This window comes from Rhodococcus sp. A14 (genome assembly GCF_011603105.1).
Lineage (GTDB): Bacteria > Actinomycetota > Actinomycetes > Mycobacteriales > Mycobacteriaceae > Rhodococcus_F > Rhodococcus_F opacus.
Genome location: NZ_JAAOQS010000003.1, coordinates 50,277 through 73,508 on the forward strand (window position 1 = coordinate 50,277; position 23,232 = coordinate 73,508).

Here is a 23,232-nt window from a genome sequence, read left to right on the forward strand (position 1 = left end):
TTCGGTCGATGTGTGCGTGGTCTTTCCGTTTCTCATCGTGCACCGCCGCAGTGCGGAGCGGAAATGCCTCTTCGGCCGGATCTATGCTTGGGAGTTATGTCCATCGAACTGCGGCATCTGCGGGCGGCCGTTGCGATCGCCGAGGCAGGCTCGTTCACCGCCGCGGCGAAAGCTCTCCACATCACCCAGCCGGCGCTCACCCGAACGGTGCAGCAGCTCGAGACCTCACTCGGCGTGCGATTGTTCGACCGGACCTCGCGGGCACTTGCCCTCACCGAGGACGGTGCCGGGTTCGTCGAGAAGGTGCGCGTCATCCTCGGCGATCTCGATTCCGCGGTTGCGCTGTACACCAACCGATCCCTCGTCCTCGGCTTCAGTTGGCTCCTGCCCGATCCGTGGGCGCAGCAGGTGATCGACGACGTCGAGAAGAATTCCCGCGCCACCGTCGTTCCGCGACGCTACGACGACCCCATCGCCGCACTGAACAACGCCACCGTGGACGCCGCCGTCGTCCGCCGGGATGTTCCCGGCGACGAGTTCGTACAACATCCACTGTTCGAGGAGCAGCGGATTGCGGCGGTCTCGACTGCGTCGCCTCTCGCGACCCGAGAATCGATCGACTGGGCCGAGTTCGGAACGCTTCCCCTGGTCATCAATACCCTCAGCGGCACCACATCCGAAGATCTGTGGCCGAACCACGACGGCCCGGTGGTGACGTGCTCGAACTTCGACGACTGGCTCGAGTTGATCGCCGCCGATCGGGGTGTCGGCACGGTTCCCGAAGTGGCCCGCAGGCGGGTAACCCATCGGAACGTCCAGTTCATCCCGCTGGTCGGTGCGCCGCCCGCGGTCGTGAGGTTCGTGTACCGCCGCAACCGCGCGACGCCGCTGCTGCGAGTACTGCGGGACGCCGCGATCCGGCACTCTCCGCCACCCGGCAGTGCGACGGTCGGTCAACGCGACTGACCGTCGTCGGTGTGCCGGCGAAGCCGGGCGACTTCCCGCTCCAGTTCTGCATTGCGGGATCGCAGTCGTTCGATTTCTTCCTGTAGACCCTTGCGGGCCAACGTGAGCGACTCCCGCATCCGCGCCTCGCCGTACTTCGGCGGGATGTTCTTCGTGCAATTCCGGTCGAGGGCCTCGACGTGGATGACGAACGCGCGATCGCATCCGGCCTTACCTGACCCGCCGGGTGTGGTGAGGAGCCGGGCGATGAGATCCGGATCGTCGGCACGCTCGACGACCTCCGCTCGACCGTAGACTTTGACTCTGGTACGGGTGGGGTAGTCGATGAAGAAGAGAGCCACTCGGTCGTTCTCGTCGAGGTTGCCGACCGTGACGAACTGCTGATTTCCCGAGTAGTCCGCCAGCGCAATCGTCGTCGGGTCCGGCACGTGCACGAAGCCGGGCGGGCCGCCTCGGTGTTGGATATAGGGCCACCCCGAGGGTGTCACGGTCGCGATGAAGAACGAATCGGTGGCTCGGATCAGGGCAGTGACGCGGGTGTCCAGTTCGTCGGGCAGGCCTGGGTCGTCCTCCTGCGCCCGCATGCGCCCGTACCAGTTGATGCTCCCCGTCGCCTTCTGCCGCTCGGCCACCGGAGCAGTGAACGCGATCGCGCCGTACCGGGTCGGGTGTCTCATGACGAGTACTCGGAATCGATCTGCTTCCACGCCCTCCGGACTATCGGGCTGTCCACGCCGCGCCGCAACGTCAGCACGAACACCACTGCGGTGACCGTGGTTACCGCGATGGGGTAGATCAGCCCGGCGAGCACGTTCCCGGTCGCGGAGTTGAGCGAGAGCGCCACCAGAGGGGTGAAGCCACCGAACACGCCGGTCCCGATGTGGTACGCCAGCGACAGTCCGGTGTAGCGGATCTGTGGTGGGAACAATTCGGACAGGAATGCCGCGGTGGGCCCGTAGACCATGGTGACGAAGATGACCTGAATCGTCAGCGGCACGATCATCTGGATGTGGTGGTCCTCGACCGCGGCGTCCCGGACCCACTGGAACAGCGGGAGGTAGCCGACTGCCGAAAGTACCAAGCCGCACAGGATGATCCGAGTCCGTCCATACCTGTCGGACATCTTGCCGAAGACGACGAAGAACGGTGTCGCGATGACCAGGGCGATTCCGACCGAGACATTCGCGGTGAGGAAGTCGATCTTCAAGATCGTCTGCAGGAAGTACAGCGTGTAGAACTGGCTGGTGTACCAGGCAACTCCCAGCCCGGCCGTGATTCCGAAGAGCACGACGAGCAGCAACGCGAAGGCCGGCTTGTGCGCAACCGCATCCTTGATCGGTGAACGCGAGAGGTTTCCGCTCCGTCGCATCTCCTCGAACACCGGCGATTCGTGCATCTTCATGCGGATCTTCAGCGAGAACAACACCAGGACCGCGGACAGGAGGAACGGAATCCGCCAGCCCCACACACTGAATGCCTCCTCGCCCAAGCCGACCCGGCAGAGCACGATGACGCCGATCGACAGGAGGAGGCCACCGGTCGCGGTGGTCTGGAGAACACTGGTGAGGGCTCCGCGTTTCCTCGCCGGCGAATTCTCCGCGATGTAAACGACTGCGCCCCCGTACTCTCCGCCGATCGCGAGACCCTGCAGCAGCCGCAACATCACCAGCAGTATCGGCGCCAGAATCCCGATGTGGTCATAGGTGGGCATCAGTCCGAGCATCGTGGTGGCGCCGCCCATGATGAGCAACGTCGTCATGAACGTCTTCTTACGGCCGACGCGGTCCCCCATTCTGCCGAACACCATGGCGCCGATGGGGCGTACGACGAAACCCGTGCCGAAGGCGGCAATCGTGACGAGAAGTGCTGCGGTTCCGTTTCCTTCGGGAAAGAACATCCCGGAGAAGACGACTGCGAGACTGCCGTAGATGTAGAAGTCGTACCATTCGATCAACGTTCCGACACTCGACGCGGTGATGATCTTGCGAAGGCTGCTCTTCGCGACACCGCTCGCGAGAGCGGGTGGTGAAACGGACTGGCTGGTGGTCATGGGGAATCCTTCTCCGGGACGCGCGGGGTGAGGGTTGGCGAGGTCGCACCGATGGGCGTTAGGAGCCGATCGCCGCCAAGTCGTGGGACGTGCGGCCCAGGATGGCGTCGGCGGTGTCGACCATGTCATCGATGATCGACACGACGGTGTCAACACGATCGATCTGTCCGACGACCTCACCGACGATCAGATTCGCGACGTCGTAGTCCTCGGCCTTCACTGCTGCCCGGAATTGCTCCTGCTTCTCCTGAAGCACGCCCCGGAGGCCGGACTCGTCGCCGTGCCATCGGCGGATGAAGTCGTTGTGCAGGACTCGGCCCGTGTATCGAGTCGGCCAGGGCTTCTCACGCACGATGTCGAAGGCGCTCTGTCTGATCGTGTCGTCCCCACTCGCCCGTAAGGCACGGTGCTGGGCCGCGCGGGGAATTGCCGCCTCCTCGGCCGCCCAGAACCTGGTCCCGACGAGGGCACCGTCCGCTCCGAGGGCGAGCGCGGCCGCCAGGCCTCGGCCGTCGCCGATTCCACCGGCTGCCAGCAGCATTACCTCCGGGGCCTCCCGCGCGAGAAAGTCGGCGATCTCCGGCACCAGGGTGAACGTCGATCGGGTTCCTGTTCCATGACCGCCCGCCTCTCCCCCTTGAGCAGCGATCACGTTCGCACCTACAACCACCGCCCGGCGCGCTTGTTCGAGATTGTGCACCTGGCAGATCAGCGGGATACCCGCGGCACGAATCGCAGGCGCATGCGGTGCCGGGTCGCTGAAGGAGAGGAAAATGGCCGCCGGACGGTGGCCGATCGCCTTCTCGAGGAGTTGGGGCTGCTGCGCCATGGACCAGGTGATGAAGCCACAGCCGACCGCCTCGGTCGTCACGCGGTCGAACTGATCGTGCAACCAGGACTCGTCGCCGTATCCGCCGCCGATCAATCCCAGCCCACCTGCCTCGGCCACGGCAGAAGCCAATCTCCAATCGGAGACGTAATCCATCGGTGCAAGGACGATGGGGTGTTCGATTCCGAATTTCTCGGTCAGGCGATTCTGCAAACGCATGCTGGGCTCCTCCACAAATTTCCGACGTGTCGCAGTGTGTCCCACGTGCTGCACGTCACACCGGACGGCTTTGCGACAACGCTAGAACCCGGCCGAACAGCGGTCCAACAGTTTGTACCGATACCTGCGTTCTCCAGAACAGAACGCTCGCGCGACCGTACGGACTCGTGAAATTCTCTGTCCTGCACTGCACTAGACTACGGACCACTCGAGCAACCGAAGGGCCGAGCTCCCGCACTTCGATACGGGACAGGTCGATCTGGGTTACCGTGAGTATCGACTTGCCGAGGGAGCGATCATGGTCGAGGACGGTGCCCGGAGATGGCGCGACAGCACATGGTTCGACGTGGTCGTCATCCTCTCGACCATCGCCGCCGGAACCGTGGTGGCCGGCCTGCTGAACGACCCTGGGACCGGTGAGCCCACCGCCGACCGCGAGTACTCCTACGTTTTCGAGCCCGCGCCGTACCCGGCGCAGATTCCGGGGTGCGATGTGGTCGAGCCGCCCTCGGACCCTGAACGCGTCAACTTCGCCACCGTCGGGTCGGGCGAGTACGACAATCCGAAGTATCCGTGGTTCTCGATGGCGAAGGCGGCGGCGATGACGCAGGCCGCCATCGACGCGCTACCGAACTCGACGGAGTTGGCTTTCGCCAGTCCAAGCCAGTCCCTTCAGTTCGAGCCGATCGCCGATTACGACCCCTCCAACTTCCCGCAGGAGGGGGACGCGGACCTGTTCAGCGGGTCGACCAACGCCCGCGGCTCGCTGGTCCGAGACGCGCACGTCGGTACCGTGACCGTCGATGTCCGGGCCTGGGACCGCCCCATCCTGCCGTGCGTGGCAGGAGCGCTGGATCGACGTGACACCCGCCCGGACGGCACGGTGCTCGATTCGCTGGACACCTGGTACGAGATCAACGGCGTCCGCACACTCGAACGCACTGTCGTCGCTTACCATCCCGATGGCACCCGGATCGTGGCTACCGCCAGCGACGCCGACAACACCGACCCGAAGGCGCGCACCCGGCACAGCGGACAGATCCCGTTGACCCTCGAGGAATTGACCGCGATCGCCACCACCCCGTCCCTGACGGTGACGGCGCCGGTCATCCCGGCCGTGCCGCTGATGCCGTCGTGCGGCGCGGACACCGATGGGAACGGGCCGGAGCTGACCCCCGAGAAAGTGGCCCGTCTCGATCGGGCACTCGAAGCCCGGTGGGCGACTATGCCGGGCAACAACGACCTCGCCCTGGATCGGCCGATCGGATCACTTCGATTGACCGACTTCGGCAGGGACAACGTCTGCGAGGTGATCACCGTGACATCGGCCGCCGGCGAGGGGCGCCTGGATATCGCCGTCGTCAGTGGCCGGTCCGCGCCGTCACCGCAGGATGAGTACCTGAACGAGATCAATCCGGATCGCATCACCACCACGTCGCCGGACGGAGCCACCGTCACCCGCGCGGACTACCCCGCCAACGGCGGCAGCGCCTACTTCTCGATCACTCTCCCCTCCACCCAACAGGTCATCATCAGTACCACCCCCATCGGAGGGTCCATCGTGCCGATGACATTGGAGCAGATCGAATACCTGGCCACCGCACCCGAACTCGACCTGGACTGAGAACCCGAGTACCGGGAATCGCACGTGCCGCCGTCGATGGCACTGCGAGCGGTCACCAGACAATCGCTTTCACCACCGGCCCCGCGGCCACCGTGCCCGGGAGGTCGACGCGTAGGGGTCCGTAATCGACAGCCGCGCGCGGCATTCCCGATACCGGTACTGACTCGGATGCCTCGGACGAGGTCCCGAACGCTAATCGGCGACCAACTGCGCCCTCCCGGAAGTCCGCCCGAAGCTTTGTTCTCGCTGCCGTCCGATGACATACCGGCCAGGGGCGATGCCGGTGGCTCCGTGCTCGGGGTGGATGAGGTAAGCCGTCGCTCGGCTGTCGAGGATACCGAGCGCGAGACGCCTGGGGTCGTTGACGGGCGTCGACCATGTGCAGCCCCCTTCGTCAGCGACCAGGCTGTGTGGGTTCCCGCCAGCAGCACTACGCAGCAACTCCACTCCTGAGAGCGGTACGTTCTCCGACCGTGTCCGCGGGGCGGACGTGACGATGTCGGCGAGAAGCGAATCCGGGATCACGATGAGATCTCCCTGGGCCTGCAGACCGTCGACGACGGGTATGGACACTTCCTGGGCGAGATAGTCGAACACATCGAGGCCGGTAAGGGCAGTGAGAGCGGACAGGGTCATGGTTGTATTCATGCGAATCACCTTCGAGTTCGGGGAGTCAGGTTTCGGTCTTGTTCAGGTGCGACGAACGAGGCGGGCGTAGTCGGCGCCGCCGAGGCCGTAGGTCCAGCCCGCGGCGTCCAGTGCGGATGAGATCCATGTGGGCACGTGAAGCCCGTATTGTCGCCGACGTCCGGCGCGTTCGGGAGAACCGTTGATCGCGAGCAGGATACGGCCAGTGCGCCCCCAGCCGTCCGGGGTCGCGTAGAGCCGCAGGGTGCAACCGGCATTGCCGGGATCGTCGGTTTGGTCGACCAGCGCGAGGTCGGCCGTATCGATGTAGGTGTCCCACCCGATGCGCGCTCGATCGCGCATCGGCGAATCTAGACATTGCGTTCGCGCGCGATGCGTTCGGCAGTCGGGTCGTGGACGACCCAGTCCGGGACGATGGTTCCGTGCAGAACGAACACTGCATCGCCGTCTTGGAATTCGAGCGCCGGGGAACCCGAGTGGTGCAGCCGGTGTTCGTTGTGCACACGACCCGGTATGGGCTCGGAATGAAGGGTGGTGGGACGCTCTGCCATGACACATACGCCGTCGAACGCCCACCACCATCCGGTTGCGCAAGTCAACGCGATGTCGGCGTCGAGTAGCGCATCGTCGTGGGAGTGGAATTTCGCGAGGCCGAGCCGACGGTACGTGTCGTAATAGGCGACTCGGTGGGCTTCTTGTTGTCCGTACCAGGTGACACCGAGGACAGCTGGAGGCAGAAGCGTCCGTATCGCAGCTGCAACCCCGTCGAAAAGCGTGGTGTGCAGCGAATCCCAGACGGTAGCTCGGATGATCCGATCGGGGCTGATGCCGACGCGGGCGGCATCCGCAGGCGGCTTCACCCGTGCGGTCTCGACCGCCCGGCGTTCGTTCGGCCAGTCGGATATCCTCCGCTTGATGCGTGCGTCCATACGTTTGCGTGATTCCGACAGCATGGTTGCGATACCGGCGGTAGCGCCACGGATTCCGTTGCCCTCGAGCGACATCGGCATCGCCAGGCCCTCGGCGGCGATCAGGCTCGATCCGGCTGAGGGAGACGGAACCCAGACGAACTCCGGCTCGCGGGATTTTGATTGTCGATACAGCTGCGCGACAGCCGATTCCGCAGTGGTGCGATCGGAGGGGTGTGCGCACAGCCCGTGCGTGAGCCATGCATCGCGCACGGCCTCGACCACGAGAATGTAGTCGGAGAGGGGATCAGCGTTCTCGGTGAATGCCGCTCGGGGTCGAGCCGCCGAGCGAAACGGGGCGGCGCTCACGCGACGGTGGCGGTGTCCGCCTTTCCGGTAGTCATAGTTCTAGAGCCTGACACGAGGACGCGGCGAGCGCAAGGCCCCGCGTTGACTCATCCAAAATGCCCGCGTAAGCCCCTTCGTTGCCTCACGTGAGAACGCCCGCGTAGCGGCGTGTCGATCACGTCGGTGTGGTGGTCGAGGGTAGGGCCGGAGGATGGGACTGACCATGGCTGAACGCAGAACCGTCACCACGGCGATCGCGACCCGCTACAAGCGCGCCGACAAGCCGGGCAAAGCGAAGATCCTCGACGAACCGTGCGCCACGACCGGCTGGCATCGCGACCACGCCCGCAAGGCATTGCGGGCAGCGTTGATTCCGAAGGTGGTCCGTCCCCGAACCGGGCGCCCACCGATGTACGGGCCGAACGTTGTTGCAGCGTTGATCTTCTGCTGGGCGGTGCTGGGGATGCCTGCCGGGAAGCGGCTTGCGCCGGCACTGCCCGACCTCGTGCCCATTCTGCGTGCGTTCGGTGAACTCGACATCGACGACGCTACCGCACTGTTGCTGGTCGGCATGTCTGCAGCCACCATCGACCGACGGCTGGCGCCCGAACGCAAGAACCATGAACTCAAGGGCCGATCACATACCAAGCCCGGTTCCCTGCTCGAGTCCCAGATCCACAATCCGCACCTGGGCGCAGTGGGATGATGCGGCGCCGGGGAACGCCCGAGATCGACCTGGTCGGCCACGAGGGCGGCAACGCCGTCGGTGAGCACGCTTACACGCTGACGGTCACCGACATCGCCACCGGTTGGACCGAGAACCGCAGTGTGCGCAACAAGGCCCGCAAATGGGTTCATCGCCGCCACTCGACGAGATCGCTGCCATCATGCCGTTCCCACTCCTCGGCGTCGACTCCGACAACGGCAGCGAGTTCATCAACCACCACCTGCTCGACTGGTGCAACAGACAGCAGATCACCTTCACCCGCTCGCATCCCGGAAACTCCAACGACGGGGCACACGTCGAGCAGAAGAACTGGGCCGTAGTACGCACCATCGTCGGCTATCTCCGCTATGATACCTCTGCAGAGTTGTTGCTGCTCAATCAGATCTGGGTTCTGCAGTCGCAGCTAACGAACTACTTCTACCCACAGCAGAAATTGGTGTCGAAAGAACGTGACGGCGCGAAGGTGACCAAGAAGTACGACATCGCCACCACTCCGCATCGGCGTGCAGACCAGCACGAGGCCGTCACCGGAGAGGACAAAGCCATCCTCGCCGACACGTACTCCACCATCAACCCCGCCGCCGTCCTGCGTCAGATCCAGGCATTGACCACCGAGCTCATCGCCCTCGCCACCGCCAAGAACACACCCACGAGGAGAGCCCCTCTCACGCGGGCACTTCTCGATGAGTCAACGAATCAGACTTCGCGGGCATCTTGACATGAGGCAACAGGGACGGACGGGCCCCTGATCTTCAAGAAACTCGCGGCCGGCTACGGCGGGCCATGGGAACAGATCGCCGACTCGGTCGACAAGAACACCCCCACCAACTACACCTGGTTCACCACCCATCTCGTCGAGGGACCCTGGCATCGCGACCAGGTAGTACTGATTGGCGACGCAATCCACAACTGCCCACCGACGATCGCCCAAGGAGCGGCCATGGCACTCGAGGACGCCGCGGTCCTCGTAGAGGAACTCCTCGCAGACGACCACACACCGCTCGACCAGTGTTCACCCGCTTCCGCCACCGCCGATTCGACCGAGCGAAGACAGTGGTCGACTCCTCCACCCAATTGGTGCAATGGATGATCGACGGCCACCGCGGCGATGTCGCCGAAGTCATCCAACGCGTCGCCCACATGGTGAAGGTTCCGGCATGAACGGCCCGGTCGTCGACGTCCACGCCCACGTTTTGCTGCCCGGCATCGAGGCATACGTGGCCGAGATCGACCCCGACGGGCTCGCGGCAGCGAAAGACCTCGATGCCCGGCGAAACGGTCGCGAGTCCTCCATCGAATCGGGCCGCATGATCCAGGATCGCTGGTCGCTGCTGACCGACCTGCCTACCCGTTTGGCCGTGATGGACGCCACCCAGGTACACGGTCTCCCAACCCGCCGAGAACGCGGTCGCACTGTCCCACTTGATCTTCAGCGGGGTCCTCGATCGCTACCCCGACCTCGTCGTCGTCGCCGCACACGGCGGCGGCTACCTCCCCACGACGATCGGGCGGTCCGACCACGCCTGGCGAGTGCGTCCCGAGGCTCGCGGATGCACGCATCCACCGTCGACCTACCTTCGGCGGTTGTGGTTCGACTCCCTCACCCATGACAGTGCCCAGCTCGCTGAGCTGGTCCGGGTAGCCGGGGCTGAGCGGGTGCTGCTCGGTTCGGACTACCCATTCGACATGGGTACTGATGATCCAGTCGCGGCGGTCCGCATGGCGGGCCTACCGGATGACGTCGTCCAGGCCATACTCGTCGACAACGCCGCCACTATGCTCCCCTCACTGTCGATAGGGTTCACGAAGAAACTGTTCACGTAGGGTTCGGGCAACGGGGCGGCACGTGATGTTGAGGATGGAGGAGTGTCGGTGAAGGAAGTCGACATGAACCTGCTTCCGAATCTGCACGCGCTACTCGAACTGCGGAATGTGTCCCGGGCCGCCGAACGGGCACATCTGGGCCAGTCGGCGATGAGCGCCGCGTTGGCACGACTCCGCCGTCATTTCGACGACGAATTATTGGTGCGCGCCGGCAGGGAATACACCTTGACCGCGTTCGCGCAGAATCTCGCCCCGGCGGTAGAGGAAGCGATGGCGAAAGTGCACGACGCCATGCAGATGCGATCGGAACTCGATCCCACGGACACCGACCGCACCTTCGTCCTCGCCGCATCCGACTACGCAACCACCGTCGTGGTCCGACCGCTGCGTGCCCTGATCACGCGGCAGGCGCCCCAGGTCTCGGTCGAGATCATGCCGATCGTCGGACTCGACGCCGGGTTGGAAGCATTCGGCCACGTGGACGTGATCATCGGGCCGATGGGCTACGACTTCGGCGGCAGCAACCGCCAACTGTTCCGGGACGAATTCGTCGCCGTCATGGACAGCGCGAATCCACTGCTCGACCGAGATCAGCTGACCCTCGAGGACATCGCGTCCGCGCCGCACGCCGCCGGCGAGTTCGGCCCCGGCGTCACAACCCCACCGATGCAATTCCTGGCCGACGCCGGGGTCACGCCTGTCATCGCCGCCCGAGTATCCGGATGGCAAATACTGCCCTTCCTCGTCGAAGGCACCGACCTAGTCGCGTTGGTACCGCGCCTCCTCGCCGGGCGGCTGGCAACGGGACTCTCCGTCACCGTCGTCGAGTTCGTTCCAGAATTGGAAATGCCAGTAGTGGAGGCCATGTACTGGCATCCCCTGCAAACCACCGACCTCGCCAGCATCTGGCTACGCGAGTCCATCCAACAAGTCTGTCGCAAGATCCGTGCCGAAGACACAGTACCGACGCATCCGGTCCGGATTGGCCCGCCACGCAACACCAGGTGACCATCGAGGAGATGGCTCTGCTTCCGCCAACATCGACAGCAATGGGCCGGCCCCTTCGCTCCACACCCATTACAGGCACTTCAGCGTTCGGGCAGCGAACCTCCCGACCCGGGCACCCGCCCCCACTGTCAACGTCAGCGTCGCCGTCATCGCCTGCACCCGAAACGGCCCGTTCTGCGACAGGGCGACCTCCCAGTAGGCGGCGACCTGCGCCTCCGTGTAGGCACAGACCTACTCCCGTTCATTACAACCTGCCGAACAGCCGGGCCACCGAGAGTCTCCACAGACCTCAAGGCACAACATCGATAGGCTCACTAATGCCGCTCTCCCGCGGCGAAGTGCGCCACGCCACGCAGACAACTATGAGCTCGCTCGCGGATCGAGTAGGCCACTGAGACGTGGGCTGTCAATGCCGCCAGCTCAGGCTGGGAAACGGACGTGCGCTTGTGACTTGCCGAGCACGTTCTGCGCCCCACATGAGACGGTGAGGTCAATGCGCGCGGTGCTTGTTCCCGGGTCGAGTCGAGCGACCTTCGCGGATATGGTGAGCGTCGCCCCCGTCGAGCCGTCGACGAGGACGGGTCGAGTGAACCGCGTCTCATAGGAGACAATCCAGGTGGGATCGCCGACCCAGTCGACAACAGGCTGCAGCGCCAATCCCGCGGTGAACATTCCGTGCGCGAGCACTCCGGGAAGCCCAGCGGCCTCCGCCGCGGCGTCATTGAAGTGGATCGGGTTCATGTCACCAGATGCACCGGCGTACCGGACCAGGTCACCTCGGGTGATCGCCAGGTCTGCCTTGGCGATGACCGCACCCAGTTCGAGCGAATCGAATGTCGGAGCCGGGATCGTCATGCGGCGCATCCTCGCACCAGCAGCGTCGACTTTACGGTAGCCACGAGTTCGTCCGAGCTGTCACGAATCTCGCAATGAGTCGCCAGGATGGCGTTGCCGCCCCGTTCAATGACGTCGGCGATGGTCAGGGTCGTCACCAGATCCACACCGCCAACTATCGGACGCCTTTGTTCGATCTTCTCCGAGCCATGCACGACTCGAATCGGGTCGACTCCCGTGTCGGGCGTTTCGACCAACTGGGTCACCGCCGTTTGCTGCAACACAGTGGTAAACGTCGTGGGCGCCACAACATCGGCGTAACCCGCAGCCTGTGCGGCTGCGACGTCATGGTGAAGCGGATGCGTCGCGCGGATTCCCCGTGCGAATTCACGGATCTTCTCTCGACCGACGAGGTACGTGGTGGCCGGGAAGACCCGGCCGGACAAATTCGGATTCAGTGCTGACACCTGCCGAAGCCTACCGGGTGTGCCTTGCGCACACGACCAGCAAGTTGACGCAATCATAACTGACACCGCTGATTTCGAGATCGTTGATTTCACGGAAGAGACATTCAGTCGACCGCTGTGCAGTCGGAATCATCGATTCAAAGTGCCACTGTCGACGTAGCGCGGCCCGCTATGTCGTCCAAGTCGAGCCAAGCAGATGGTTTTCAGATCCTGCGTCTCGGTCGGTGTCAGATATCGGGCAGCGATTGTGTCCAGGAGGCCATGAACTCGGCGGAAGTACTCCTGCGCCGAGAGCCCGAAAGTGACAAAAATGTCACCTTCAGGACCACCGCCCCAATGCTTCCACCGGCGGGCGAATTCAAGTAGTTCCATGTTGTGGTCCACCAACTATCCCTTCTCCGGGTTCCACGACGTCCGCCCACAGCGGTGGCGAAATCAGCGCCGGATTTGTGGTTCATGCTCTTGTTTCCCGATCGCACGGGTCGCAGACTCTGCCGACATCTCCTGCGTCGCGCCCAACGCAGCGGTACTAATCCGGCACCGCTGCAGGCTGCGCTCCAACCAAATCGACGTCAACCCGTCCTCATTTCGCCTCCTCAGCGTGCGCGACGCGCCCATCGCCGCGTGTTGTGACTACAACCACAATGCCACAGTCACTAGACTGCTGTCTAGTGAATAGACGCATGCTCGTCATGCGCTTCGTGCGAACAGGTACCGGGGAGGTCGCGGTTAGGGTAGCGAGATGCGTAGAGTGGTATGACATGTCAGCCACTACCCCGACCGGGAAGGATCCAGTGCGGTCCTCGTTGCGTGAGGTCCAGAAGGATCTCACTCGGGAGCGTCTGACCGAGGCGGCCCTGACCGCTTTCCGCGAGCAGGGTTACGACTTGGCGACGGCGGATTACATCGCGAAGTTGGCCGGAGCCAGCAGGGCGACCTTTTACCTGCATTTCAAGGGCAAGGCCGAGTTGGTTCTGGAGCTTCTTGACCGGCTCGAGCCGACGGTGGTTGCGGCCTACCGCGATCTAGATGAGTTGCGCCACGCTCCACGGTCGAAGATCCACAAGTGGGTCGTGCGGGAAACTGCGCGATGGGGAGCGGACAGTGGTCGTTTCGAAGCCCTCGATCGTGCTGCAGCTGTCGAGCGAAAGGTGCAGGAGCGGTGGTTTCTTTGCCTTGAACGTTCAGCCGATGCGATGACCGGCTATCTGTCGGAGTTCCCCTCCGGCACGTCACGCCGCCGCGCCCGGCAGAACGTCCTCATGCAAATGATCACCATGGAACGGGGAATGTTCCTATCCTCTGTCCGTGGCTTGCCACTCGATTCCAAACTGCTCCTCGAGTCGCTCACCGACCAATGGTCGTCGGTTCTCGGAAGCGCCGGCAATCCCAGCACTCGGTGAGGGCATAGTCGGTGTCGCCCTCGAAGGAGGATCAGGCTGGTTGATCCTGACGCTCCGCTGATGGTGTGCGCTGCGGACCACAGGAGCGGCACGAGCAAACCGATCTGCTTCGCCCTCGCGAGTTACGACCAGCGAAATGGCGGCGGTTGCGGTGTTTGTGGGCTGGAAGATGTGCGCGGCGGACAACGTGTCCACAGTGACGTGGCGATCGCTGATAGCGACTTGTCTGCGCCAAATCTCGGCCAATTTTCTTCTCAAACCGCTGTCGGTTCTGACGGTTTCACGAAAGACCTGGCAAGAGCCGAATCTCTCGACTGGCGTGGCGTAGGCAAGCAGAGCCAACCCCGTAGCGCGGTCGCGGTGACGGGAAATCGCCCACCGGCGCGTCCGTGAACTGGGGTGCCGGCATTTGCGGCGGCCCGCTCCACGAAGACGACGTCTGCGTCTCCACAGACGCCGAGCTGGAAACCCTGCCGTGTTATGAGCGCCAGATCCCTGCATGACTCGCACTGCAACATAGCGCAGAATTCGTGCCGAGCGTTAGTCTGGGTGAGAAGCAGTGTCACGGCAGCCGCGCCCTGGGCGAGACATTCGGGCCTACTCTGACTGACCGAATATTGCTGCCGACACCCAACTTCTGATATTCGGAAGTCGTTGTCCGCGTTCAAGAAGCGCCGGGTGCGAGGGGCATCGCGACGTCGGCACACAAACGATGGGTCCGCGGCCTGCATCGGGTGTGGCCCTCACCAGCCGGAAAGACCGGTTCGGGCGAGAACGCGACGTGTAGAACCTGCTCCGTGACGCGCACTGACCACAACTAGAAGTTCGCGCCCAGGTTCCAGAAGCCGGAAAAAGCGTTGACCGCTATTGTGTGGCGCACCGGCACCGGATACTGTTCGATCAGTTCGCGACCCGAACCACAGTCTGTCGTGGTGGTGAACGAGAATCTGGATGAAACCGAGCGGGCTTCAAGCCCGACGCAGCATTCCGACCGCCCATCGGATGCTCCCCGGAATCGATCCGACATCTCCGCGACGCTCACCTGAGAAGTCGACCGGGAGCCCTCCGCAGACGCGACCACGTGACTCGCGTCTGTATATCTTTCGTTCACCATTTGCGCACACGTGCTGTTCATCAACTCTGCTGTGCAGACCCAATTCCCTCAAGGATGCTGCAATGAACCCCTTGCCAGATTCAGCGCCTACCGCTGCACCTCCTACCGCGCTACCGCACACATTCATCGACTGGAAGCGTGCGGGTTTGTATATGGCCCTGACGTTCTCCACACTCCAGTTGCTCGGTGAAGTCGGCGCCATGATGGCTATTCCACTCTACGGACCGATGAGCGTCGACCTCAGTCTGACGCCAGCACAGGTGTCATGGGCACTTCTGGCAACCCTGCTGATGGGTGCCGTGTCGACTGCATTGCTCGCGAAGACCGGTGACCTCTTCGGGCACCGCCGCATCATCCTCGTCTGTACCGCCGTGATCGTGGCAGGCTATGCGGTGTCAGCGGTTGCGACTTCCTTTCCGGTTCTCTTGATCGGCCGGGCTCTGACTGGAGTCGTCGCGACACAAGCACTGTTCATCGCAATCATGAACGACCGGCTCTCACCATTTGACCGCAACCGCGCCGTCGGCATTATTGCCGGCGGACAGGCTGTCGGAATCACCATCGGATTCGGCCTGGGCGGTGCAATGATCGCCCTGGGCGCCTCATGGCGTACGACCTTCTGGCTCGGAGGCCTGCTGACCTTGGTCGGACTGGCAGCGATGTACCGCTGGGGGTCGGACTCAGACGCGGCGGTCCGCAATGTCGGGAAACCACGAAACCTCAACGCCGTCGGCCTGCTCATCATCGGCGCGTCGCTGACCAGCATCTGCGTAGGTATCAGCCAAAGCACAACCTGGGGTGTGTGGTCCTCCCCCACCCTCGCTTTCACGCTACTCGGAGTCGTTGGCCTGGCAGCCGGCCTGTTCTGGGAGTCACGCAGCCCTCGTCCACTCGTCGACACCGCACTGATCTTCAGCTCCCGCGTTCTACCCGCGTATCTTGTCTTCATTGCCCTCGGCATCGTCGGAATCATGATCTTGAACTTCGTGATGGGGTGGGCCCAGACGCCATCGCAACTCGGCTACGGTTTCGGATTCACGCCTCTCTTGGCTGGGCTGCTGTTCGTGCCGATGACGGTGAGCGGCATCATCGCCGGCCGTTTCGTACCTCGGATTCTCGGACGAACCTCACCGAGGTCAGTACTTCTGATCGGCGGCCTGTCGTACAGCCTTTCCTGTGGTCTGCTGTACTTCTGGCACGGCTCTGTTGCGGGAACCCTGGTCGGAATCTTCCTGTACGGCATCGCCTTTTCCACATTGGTAACGGTGGCCGTTTCGGTCATCGCCGCCCAGGCCCCCTCAGAATCTGGGGCAGGGACCGCATCAATTTATGTCAGTGTCGCACTCGCATCGTCAGCCGTGGGAACCGCCGTCTATGCCGCCATCATCGGCCTGGGGACCACACCCGCCGCTCCTCTGCCGTCCGCGGAGAATTACGGTATCGGGTTCCTCGTTGCGGCCGCTGTCGCCCTGGTGGCGGTACTGGCAGGTCTGACCCTATCCACGAACGTCAGCTTGACAGGTTCGACTGTCCACGGCCATTGACCGTACGACGCGAGAGCAGCCCCCACTCTCTATACCCAGTTCCTCAGTGCCACAGAAAGAAAGGCCATCCACTCCTTATGCACAAACGATCCATCACGACCGCCTCAACCTGCGTGATGCTGCTCCTGGCGGGTTGCAGTTCGCAGTCGGACGCAGGCTCCAGCGAACCCGGACCGTCAGGCGGTGCATCGCAGACCGCGACGGCGGCATCGACACGGGAGAGCTATATTTCCGGTGCCGTACGGCCCGAGGATTTGGTGTCCGTGCCAGGTACGCCCTGGGTGCTCGTCAGCGGAATGGCATCAGCGAAGCTCGGCACGGCGGGACATCTGTACTCGGTGAACACTGACGTCGGTCTCCCCGCCGAGGTATGGCCGACCACAAATCAGCAGATCGAGTGGGATCCATCCACCTATCCCGGTTGCCCGGGTCCCCCGGATGCTACCGAGCCGCACGGGATCAACGTGCGAGCCGACGAAGGTCAACCCCCTGTCCTCTACGCCATCAATCACAAGCGTGAGTCGGTCGAAGTCTTCCGGATCGACGCCACGACAGACATTGTCGGACTAATCTGGACAGGCTGTATTCCGCTGCCCCACAACGTATACGCGAACGGGATCGCCGCGTTGCCTGAGGGCGGACTCGCGCTGACCAGCATGTATGACCCGACCGAACCGGGAAACCCGTTCGAGCGGATGTTCACCGGCAAAGACACCGGGCAGGTCCTGACCTGGCACCGCGACAGCGGATGGGCTCCGGTCCCCAATTCCGGTCTCGGCGGGGCCAACGGCATCGCCGTTACACCGGACGGTCGGTCAATCATCGCGGCAGCGTGGACACAAAAGAAGGTGGTCCGGCTACCCCTGGACGGCAGCGGTGAGCGCTCCGAGGCCACTGTGCCGTTCCTGCCCGACAACCTCCGTTGGACGACGAACGGTACTGTCCTGGTGACCGGGCAGGACATCTCAGCCGACGACATCATGACGTGCAACGGTGGTGAAGGGACCGACTGCCCCACCGGGTACACGGTCGTCGAAATCAATCCTGACACCATGGCCAGCACTGTGCTGCACGACGAACCTGACTCACCATTCAGTCTCGCGACAACCGCTCTACCCGTAGCTGACGAGATCTGGGTTGGATCGATCGCTGGCGACAAGATCGCCCGCGTAAGCGGAACCTAGCCCGGGCCAATACTGATGGTGCTCGACCTGCTCCGGCGCGGAACAGGTCGAGCACCGACAGATTAAATTCCGTTCGGAGTAGTAGTGGGAAGGGCCGGCGTCGTCTCGTGCCCGGCACGACGCTCGCCGACCCGCGGAAAGCGTCTGCGGGTTCGGCGAGCAGCGGCAGATGGCTCATGGAGACCGGTTACAACAGGTGAAGTCCACCATCGACAGCGATCGTCTCGCCAGTGACGTACGGGGCGTTCTGCAGTGCCACGACCGCATCGGCGATGTCGTCGGGCATACCTGCCCGACGCAGAGGCGCTCGCTCTTCCACCTCGTTCCGGGCAGCGGCCCACTCGGCGGTTCGCTCGGTGATGACGAGCCCCGGTGCGACCGCGTTCGCCCGCACCTGGGGGCCGAGTGCCTTCGCGACGAGTGCGGTCATGTGACCGAGCGCTGCTTTGCTGACCGCATAGGGTATCGACGCACCCATGGGACGCAGCGCGGCAATGGAAGTGATGTTGACGATGTGTCCGTTCGCCGCTGCCAACGCCGGCTGCGCAGCCTGGATCGCGCACCAGGCGCCGATGACATTGACGTCGAACAATCTGCGCCACACCTCCGGGGTGACAGCCTCGAGATCCTCGTGAGGTATCTGAGCGAATGCTGCCGCATTGTTGACGAGCAGGTCCAGTTGCCCGAAGTGCTTGATCGTCTCGTCGACCAAGTGGCGTGCCTGCACCGGGTCGGTCAGGTCGGCGCGAATGTATGCGGCAGGAACGAGTTCGTCGGCCAGCCGCTGGCCCTGGGTGATCGAGCTGCTCGAACTGACCACGACACGCATTCCCTCGCGGTGCAGCCGGCGAGCCACCGCCGAGCCGATCCCCCCGGTCGCACCGGTGATCAGTGCGACCGGGGCTGCAGCGGAACTCACAACGCCGCCACGACCGCGTCCGTGAAGTCCGTGGTGCTTGCGTGGCCACCGACATCCACGGTCAGGCATGATCCCTCGGCGTACACCGAATGGACGGCCGAACGGACACGTCGGGCGGGATCGTCTTGCCCGAGGTAGTCGAGCATCATTGCCGCGGCGAGTATCTGGGCGGTGGGGTTGATGATGTTCTTACCAGCGATGTCCGGCGCAGTGCCGTGGGATGCTTCGAAGTAAGCGTAATCCGTTCCGTAACAACCACTCGGTGCCACACCCAGTCCCCCGACCAACGCTGCTGCCTCGTCGGACAGGATGTCCCCGTAGAGGTTCGGTAGCAGCACCACGTCGAGTTCTCGTGGCGAAATGATCAACCGGCGAGCGAGGTCGTCGGCGAGGTAGCTGACGACCTCGACGTCCGGGTACTCGGTTGCGACATCGAGTGCGACCTCCCTGAAGTGGCCATCGGTGACCGGCAGCACGTTGTGCTTGGTTCCGATCGTGACGCGTCCGGTCCGGCTGCGCTGGTGGGCACGGGTCCGGGCCAGTTCGAAGGCGCTGCGTGCAACTTGCTCGATGCCCGAGGTGGTGACGAGTTTGACGGCGAAGGTGCCGGCGCCGTGGTCGCCGATCGGCCGGCCGATTCGATCGGTCAGGCCGGCACCGGACAGATCGGCGAGGCTTCCCTCGATTCCGACGTAGAGGTCTTCGAGGTTCTCACGGACGATCGCGAAGTCGATGCCGCTCGAGTCCGCCAATGGTGTTGCCGCATTGGGCATCGTAGTGATCGGTCGGACGTTGGCGTACGTCTTCTTACCCCACCGCAGGTATTCGATCGCCGGGACCGATCGTGCGCTGGCCGAGCCGAACAGGGTTGCGTCTGAATTGTCGATGGCATCGCGCATCAGGGCCGGGTCGTCGGCGGTGGCGTGGATCCATTCGATGTCGGCTCCTGCCTTGTCGACGATCTGCACCGCCGACCGGACGACCTCAGGGGATGCGTCGTCTCCCTCGAATACTGCGATCCTGCTCATCAGTGTCCTCCGTCTTCCTCGCGTGCCGCGGTGAGCAGCAGCGGATCCACGTCCTCGTTGTTATTGCTGCGGGCGCTCCTCAGCGCGGCGAGTTCGCGGTCCAGTTCGGCGTGATAGCGCTCGACGTTGGCCAGTTTGACGTCGTCGTATCCACGCACCATGTCCGGTAGCGAGGCCACCCGAATGCAGGTGTCCAATGTGTTCTCGTCGAGGACGTCCACGAGTTCGGTGACGATCGCGCGGTACTCGTCGATCAGGGAGCGTTCGGTCTTTCGGACCCTGTCGCGGCCGAATGGGTCGAGCGCGGTGCCTCGAAGCCGGCGCAACGCATACAGGGTGCGGAATCCCGGTGTGAACCACGCACCGAATTGGATCTTGTGGTCGACACCGACGCTCTTGAGGATCGGCGGATGCAGGTTCCATGCCACTCGTGCGGGAGTGCCGCCGGCGGTCTCGACGACAGCGGCAAGGCCGGTCAGGTGCAGGCGTGCGACCTCGTATTCGTCCTTGTATGCAGTGAGCTTGTGCAGGTAGCGGGCGACGGTGGTGGTGAAGGTCTGGTTGCCGGGCAAGCGGGCCGACTCGGCCTGCTGCACTCGTTCGAGGAAGCCGACGAAGGATGCGGCGACGCGGGCGCTGTGAAACTCGACGAGGTCGGTCGCGAGATCGGCGACGATCGGCGGTAGCTGTTCGCTCACGGTCACCTTCCGTCGGATCCTGTCGGCGCGCCGGTCGATGACCTGTTGTTCCTTGCGACGGTCCGCGACGGCCTCGGCGACCATCTGGGGGTGCTCGACGGTGGCACGACCCCACTCGAATGCGGTGAGGTTCGCGGCCACTGCGGAACCGTTGAGCTCGAAGGCATTTCTGATCGCCGCCGAGGAGATCGGAATCAACCCACGCTGGTAGGCGGCACCGAGCAGGACCACGTTGGTGAGTACATGATTGCGGAGGAGGTACTCGCTGATCTGCGAGGCGGCCACGTAATGGGCGCGCTCCGCCGGTAGGAGGCGCCGGACCTGTTGTTCGAAGTCCGCAATCCCGTCCAAGGCGGCGTGTGGCGACGACGCCATCTGCCCGGTGGGGGTGACGTCGGTGTTGATGACTGCCCGGGTGTGATCGGCATCGAGGGTGGCCAGTGTGGCGGGGGCGAGGGCGACTACGGCGTCGAATGCGAGCAGTGCGTCACACCGGCTGTGGGAGACCTTGTTGCCGTCGGGCACCTGGTGGCCGATGATCACGTCGGAGATGACCGGGCCGCCTTTCTGTGCGGTCCCGGTCTGATCGAGGGCGGAGGTTTTGAGTCCGTCCAGGAGCGCGGCCGTAGCCAGCACCTGGTTGACCGTGACAACTCCCGTGCCGCCGATGCCGGTCATCCGGATGGCGTAGGTGTCCTTGGGTCCGATGCTTCGCCGCGACGGCTCGGTGGTCGGGGGCGGTGTCGACGCCCGGGTGGCCGCCGGGCGGGCAGGGTGCTGCTTGGGTGTGACGGTCACGAAGGACGGGCAGTTCCCGCGGATGCAGGAGAGGTCCTTGTTGCAGGACGATTGATGGATCTGAGTCTTCTGCCCGAAGGGTGTATCGACCGGGCGCAGGGAGAGGCAGTTGGATTGGACGCTGCAGTCGCCACAGCCCTCGCAGACCCGCTCGTTGATCACGATCACCGGTTCGGGTTTGGCGGAGCGGGTGCGGCGGAGCCGGCGCCGCTTTTGGGCGGTGCACTCTTGGTCGTGGATCAGGACCGTGACACCGGCGATCTCGCCCAGTTCTTGTTGTGCCCGTTCGAGTTTGTCGCGGTGCCACACCGAAGCATTCTTGGCCAGCTTGACGCGTTTGTAGCGGCTGAGGTCTTCGGTGGTGACGATCGTGCGCTTGACCCCTTCGAGTTCGAGGAGCCGGGTGAGTTCGGGAACGGCCATGGTCCCTGCTGGCGCACCGCCGCCGGTCATGGCGATGGCGTCGTTGAAGAGCAGTTTGTACGTCACGGTGGCGCCGGAGGCGACCGCTTGCCGCAGGGCCAGTTGCCCGGAGTGGAAGAAGGTTCCGTCACCGACGTTCTGGGTGAAAGGCACCGGACGCAGGAACGGTGACATACCTACCCACTGGGCACCTTCGCCGCCCATCACGGTGTTGCCGGTGATTTCGCCGAATCGTTCGTCCATTCCGGCGACCATGAGATGGCATCCGATGCCGGCTCCGACCAGTTGCCCTTCGGGGACCTGCGTGGATCGGTTGTGGGGGCATCCGGAGCAGAAGTACGGCGTGCGGCTCGGCACCACGGCGAGGTTGAGGTTTTTGCCGAGCAGTCCCGGGCGGTGCGCCTGAACGCGCGCAAGGACGCCGCGTTCGTGGGCTTGGTCGAGTACGTAACGCGCCAGTTGAGCGGCGTCGAGCACTCCGTACTCCGGGACCAGCGGGAGACCGTCGAGATCGTTCTTGCCGAGCAACTGGGGCCGGTTCGCCATGGGGTACAGCGCGCGGCTGATCTCGGGTTCGACGAACGCTCTCTTTTCCTCGACGACGAGGACGCGGTCCAGGCCGTCGGCGAACTCGCGGATCTGCTCCGGGTGGAGCGGCCACGGCGCGCGGAGCTCGAGGAGACGGATTCCGGCTTCACGCAGTTCGTCTTCGTGTAGGCCCGAGTCACGGAGTCCCTGAAGGAGATTGTGATAGGTCTTTCCCGCGGCGACCACGCCGAGCCAGTCGTTGTCGCCGCGGACGGTGACGCGGTTGATGCCGTTGACACGGAGATAGGCGCGGACCGCGGCGAGCCGTGTGGTGTGGAGGGTCTTCTCCGCATCGATGGTGTAGGGCGGCAGCAGGTGTCCGTCCGCGCGCGGGGTGTAGGTGATCGTCTCCGAGCCGGTCGGGGCGGTGGGGGGACCGAACTTCGGCACGAACACCGTCTCCGAACCGTCCGCGACATCGGTGACGATCTTCAAGGCCACCCACACACCGGTCATTCGGGACAGCTCGACAGCGTGGTGGGCCAGTTCGAGCACATCGGCCACCGAACCGGGAAAAAGCACCGGGAGAGCGAGATCCTGAAGGGTGTGTTCGGACGCACACGGCAGAGTCGAGGACTTCGAGGACGGGTCGTCGCCGACGAGGACGACTGCGCCGCTGTGTGCACCGGTTCCCGCGTAGTTGGCGTGCCGCAGGGCGTCCGCTGCCCGGTCGAGACCGGGAGCCTTGCCGTACCACCAACCCGTGACGCCGTCGACTTCAGCTTCGGGGCGACCCTCGACGAGTTGAGAACCGAAGACCGCGGTGGCGGCGAGCTCTTCGTTGACACCGTGCTGGTGCACAACAGCCAACGGCTCGAGGAGTTCGTGCTGACGGTCGATTTCGACATCGAGCCCGCCGAGGGGGCTTCCCGGGTATCCGGAGATGAAGCCGGCCGTGTGGAGGCCTGCACGAATATCGGTACGCCGACGCTCGGCGATAGCGCGCACGATCGCCTGGATTCCGGTCAGATGTACGGCCTCGTCGTATCCGTTGTATCGGAGTTCGATAGGTGAGAGTTGGCGGGTCTGCAACTCGGTGTCGGTGGTCATCGGTTTCGGTCGCCCCTGATTCGTTTCTGAC

At 63.9% G+C, this 23,232-nt stretch carries 21 protein-coding genes and 2 pseudogenes; 11 read left to right on the forward strand and 12 right to left on the reverse strand.

What is annotated here, in order from left to right:
* Nucleotides 1-96: 96 nt before the first annotated feature.
* A complete protein-coding gene (locus G9373_RS02570; RefSeq protein ID WP_005260614.1) occupies nucleotides 97-966 on the forward strand; it encodes a LysR family transcriptional regulator in 870 nt (289 codons plus the stop codon).
* Here G9373_RS02570 and G9373_RS02575 read toward each other — a convergent pair.
* The 3 genes from G9373_RS02575 to G9373_RS02585 are packed head-to-tail and all read right to left on the reverse strand — an operon-like array spanning nucleotide 954 to nucleotide 4,064.
* Nucleotides 954-1,643, reverse strand: coding sequence for a pyridoxamine 5'-phosphate oxidase family protein (locus G9373_RS02575; RefSeq protein WP_054246804.1), 690 nt, complete (start codon nucleotides 1,641-1,643; stop codon nucleotides 954-956). The genes G9373_RS02570 and G9373_RS02575 overlap by 13 nt on opposite strands.
* Nucleotides 1,640-3,016, reverse strand: a complete 1,377-nt coding sequence (locus tag G9373_RS02580; protein ID WP_054246802.1) for an MFS transporter — start codon at nucleotides 3,014-3,016, stop codon at nucleotides 1,640-1,642. The genes G9373_RS02575 and G9373_RS02580 overlap by 4 nt, the downstream gene beginning before the upstream one ends.
* Before the next feature lie 58 nt (nucleotides 3,017-3,074).
* Nucleotides 3,075-4,064: a nitronate monooxygenase gene (locus G9373_RS02585; protein ID WP_005260617.1), complete on the reverse strand. Its 990-nt coding sequence runs from the start codon at nucleotides 4,062-4,064 to the stop codon at nucleotides 3,075-3,077.
* Nucleotides 4,065-4,362: 298 nt separating this feature from the next.
* On the opposite strand from G9373_RS02585, the gene G9373_RS02590 reads away from it, so the two are divergent.
* Nucleotides 4,363-5,688 carry a hypothetical protein gene (locus tag G9373_RS02590; RefSeq protein ID WP_167113767.1) on the forward strand — a complete coding sequence of 442 codons (1,326 nt, stop codon included), beginning with the start codon at nucleotides 4,363-4,365 and terminating at the stop codon, nucleotides 5,686-5,688.
* A gap of 192 nt (nucleotides 5,689-5,880) precedes the next feature.
* Here G9373_RS02590 and G9373_RS02595 read toward each other — a convergent pair whose 3' ends face one another.
* Both G9373_RS02595 and G9373_RS46155 read right to left on the reverse strand, forming a co-directional pair.
* Entirely contained in the window at nucleotides 5,881-6,336 is a 456-nt protein-coding gene (locus G9373_RS02595; protein ID WP_005260619.1) for a hypothetical protein, read from the reverse strand.
* A gap of 42 nt (nucleotides 6,337-6,378) precedes the next feature.
* Nucleotides 6,379-7,613: pseudogene (locus tag G9373_RS46155) on the reverse strand (DUF6745 domain-containing protein).
* Between the two features lie 202 nt (nucleotides 7,614-7,815).
* On the opposite strand from G9373_RS46155, the gene G9373_RS48065 reads away from it, so the two are divergent.
* The 6 genes and pseudogenes from G9373_RS48065 (at nucleotide 7,816) to G9373_RS02620 (ending at nucleotide 11,151) form a co-directional block, all read left to right on the forward strand.
* On the forward strand, nucleotides 7,816-8,298 hold the full coding sequence (locus G9373_RS48065; RefSeq protein ID WP_346842795.1) for a hypothetical protein: 483 nt from the start codon (nucleotides 7,816-7,818) through the stop codon (nucleotides 8,296-8,298).
* A gap of 142 nt (nucleotides 8,299-8,440) precedes the next feature.
* On the forward strand, nucleotides 8,441-9,037 hold the full coding sequence (locus G9373_RS48070) for a hypothetical protein (RefSeq protein ID WP_346842796.1): 597 nt from the start codon (nucleotides 8,441-8,443) through the stop codon (nucleotides 9,035-9,037).
* A gap of 75 nt (nucleotides 9,038-9,112) precedes the next feature.
* A pseudogene (locus G9373_RS48075) lies at nucleotides 9,113-9,289 on the forward strand (FAD-dependent monooxygenase); the annotation flags it as partial.
* Between the two features lie 38 nt (nucleotides 9,290-9,327).
* A complete protein-coding gene (locus G9373_RS48080; RefSeq protein ID WP_005260621.1) occupies nucleotides 9,328-9,480 on the forward strand; it encodes a hypothetical protein in 153 nt (50 codons plus the stop codon).
* 261 nt (nucleotides 9,481-9,741) lie between these two features.
* The gene (locus G9373_RS45825; protein WP_240960314.1) at nucleotides 9,742-10,143 is read left to right on the forward strand and encodes an amidohydrolase family protein; all 402 of its coding nucleotides are present in this window, start codon (nucleotides 9,742-9,744) and stop codon (nucleotides 10,141-10,143) included.
* A gap of 48 nt (nucleotides 10,144-10,191) precedes the next feature.
* On the forward strand, nucleotides 10,192-11,151 hold the full coding sequence (locus G9373_RS02620) for a LysR family transcriptional regulator (RefSeq protein WP_317612494.1): 960 nt from the start codon (nucleotides 10,192-10,194) through the stop codon (nucleotides 11,149-11,151).
* 420 nt (nucleotides 11,152-11,571) lie between these two features.
* On the opposite strand, the gene G9373_RS02625 is transcribed toward G9373_RS02620, so the two are convergent.
* From G9373_RS02625 to G9373_RS02635, 3 genes are all read right to left on the reverse strand, one after another.
* Entirely contained in the window at nucleotides 11,572-12,006 is a 435-nt protein-coding gene (locus G9373_RS02625; RefSeq protein ID WP_054247769.1) for a MaoC/PaaZ C-terminal domain-containing protein, read from the reverse strand.
* Entirely contained in the window at nucleotides 12,003-12,452 is a 450-nt protein-coding gene (locus G9373_RS02630) for a MaoC family dehydratase N-terminal domain-containing protein (protein WP_005260625.1), read from the reverse strand. The genes G9373_RS02625 and G9373_RS02630 overlap by 4 nt, the downstream gene beginning before the upstream one ends.
* Before the next feature lie 129 nt (nucleotides 12,453-12,581).
* Nucleotides 12,582-12,824, reverse strand: coding sequence for a DUF3263 domain-containing protein (locus tag G9373_RS02635; RefSeq protein WP_005260626.1), 243 nt, complete (start codon nucleotides 12,822-12,824; stop codon nucleotides 12,582-12,584).
* Nucleotides 12,825-13,213: 389 nt separating this feature from the next.
* On the opposite strand from G9373_RS02635, the gene G9373_RS02640 reads away from it, so the two are divergent.
* On the forward strand, nucleotides 13,214-13,855 hold the full coding sequence (locus tag G9373_RS02640) for a TetR/AcrR family transcriptional regulator (protein WP_162276224.1): 642 nt from the start codon (nucleotides 13,214-13,216) through the stop codon (nucleotides 13,853-13,855).
* 817 nt (nucleotides 13,856-14,672) lie between these two features.
* Here the strand turns inward: G9373_RS02640 and G9373_RS02645 are convergent.
* Nucleotides 14,673-14,897 carry a hypothetical protein gene (locus G9373_RS02645; protein ID WP_147437010.1) on the reverse strand — a complete coding sequence of 75 codons (225 nt, stop codon included), beginning with the start codon at nucleotides 14,895-14,897 and terminating at the stop codon, nucleotides 14,673-14,675.
* 134 nt (nucleotides 14,898-15,031) lie between these two features.
* Between G9373_RS02645 and G9373_RS02650 the strand changes: the two genes are divergently transcribed.
* Entirely contained in the window at nucleotides 15,032-16,513 is a 1,482-nt protein-coding gene (locus G9373_RS02650; RefSeq protein ID WP_240960315.1) for an MFS transporter, read from the forward strand.
* A 464-nt stretch (nucleotides 16,514-16,977) separates the two neighbouring features.
* On the forward strand, nucleotides 16,978-17,697 hold the full coding sequence (locus G9373_RS02655; RefSeq protein WP_240960316.1) for a strictosidine synthase family protein: 720 nt from the start codon (nucleotides 16,978-16,980) through the stop codon (nucleotides 17,695-17,697).
* Between the two features lie 187 nt (nucleotides 17,698-17,884).
* On the opposite strand, the gene G9373_RS02660 is transcribed toward G9373_RS02655, so the two are convergent.
* From G9373_RS02660 to G9373_RS02670, 3 genes are read right to left on the reverse strand one after another with little or no spacing between them, the layout of a single operon-like run.
* Entirely contained in the window at nucleotides 17,885-18,616 is a 732-nt protein-coding gene (locus G9373_RS02660; RefSeq protein ID WP_005260630.1) for an SDR family oxidoreductase, read from the reverse strand.
* Nucleotides 18,613-19,644, reverse strand: coding sequence for an isocitrate/isopropylmalate family dehydrogenase (locus G9373_RS02665; protein ID WP_005260631.1), 1,032 nt, complete (start codon nucleotides 19,642-19,644; stop codon nucleotides 18,613-18,615). Before G9373_RS02665 ends, G9373_RS02660 begins: the two co-directional genes overlap by 4 nt.
* A complete protein-coding gene (locus G9373_RS02670) occupies nucleotides 19,644-23,201 on the reverse strand; it encodes an indolepyruvate ferredoxin oxidoreductase family protein (protein WP_005260632.1) in 3,558 nt (1,185 codons plus the stop codon). Before G9373_RS02670 ends, G9373_RS02665 begins: the two co-directional genes overlap by 1 nt.
* Nucleotides 23,202-23,232: the final 31 nt, after the last annotated feature.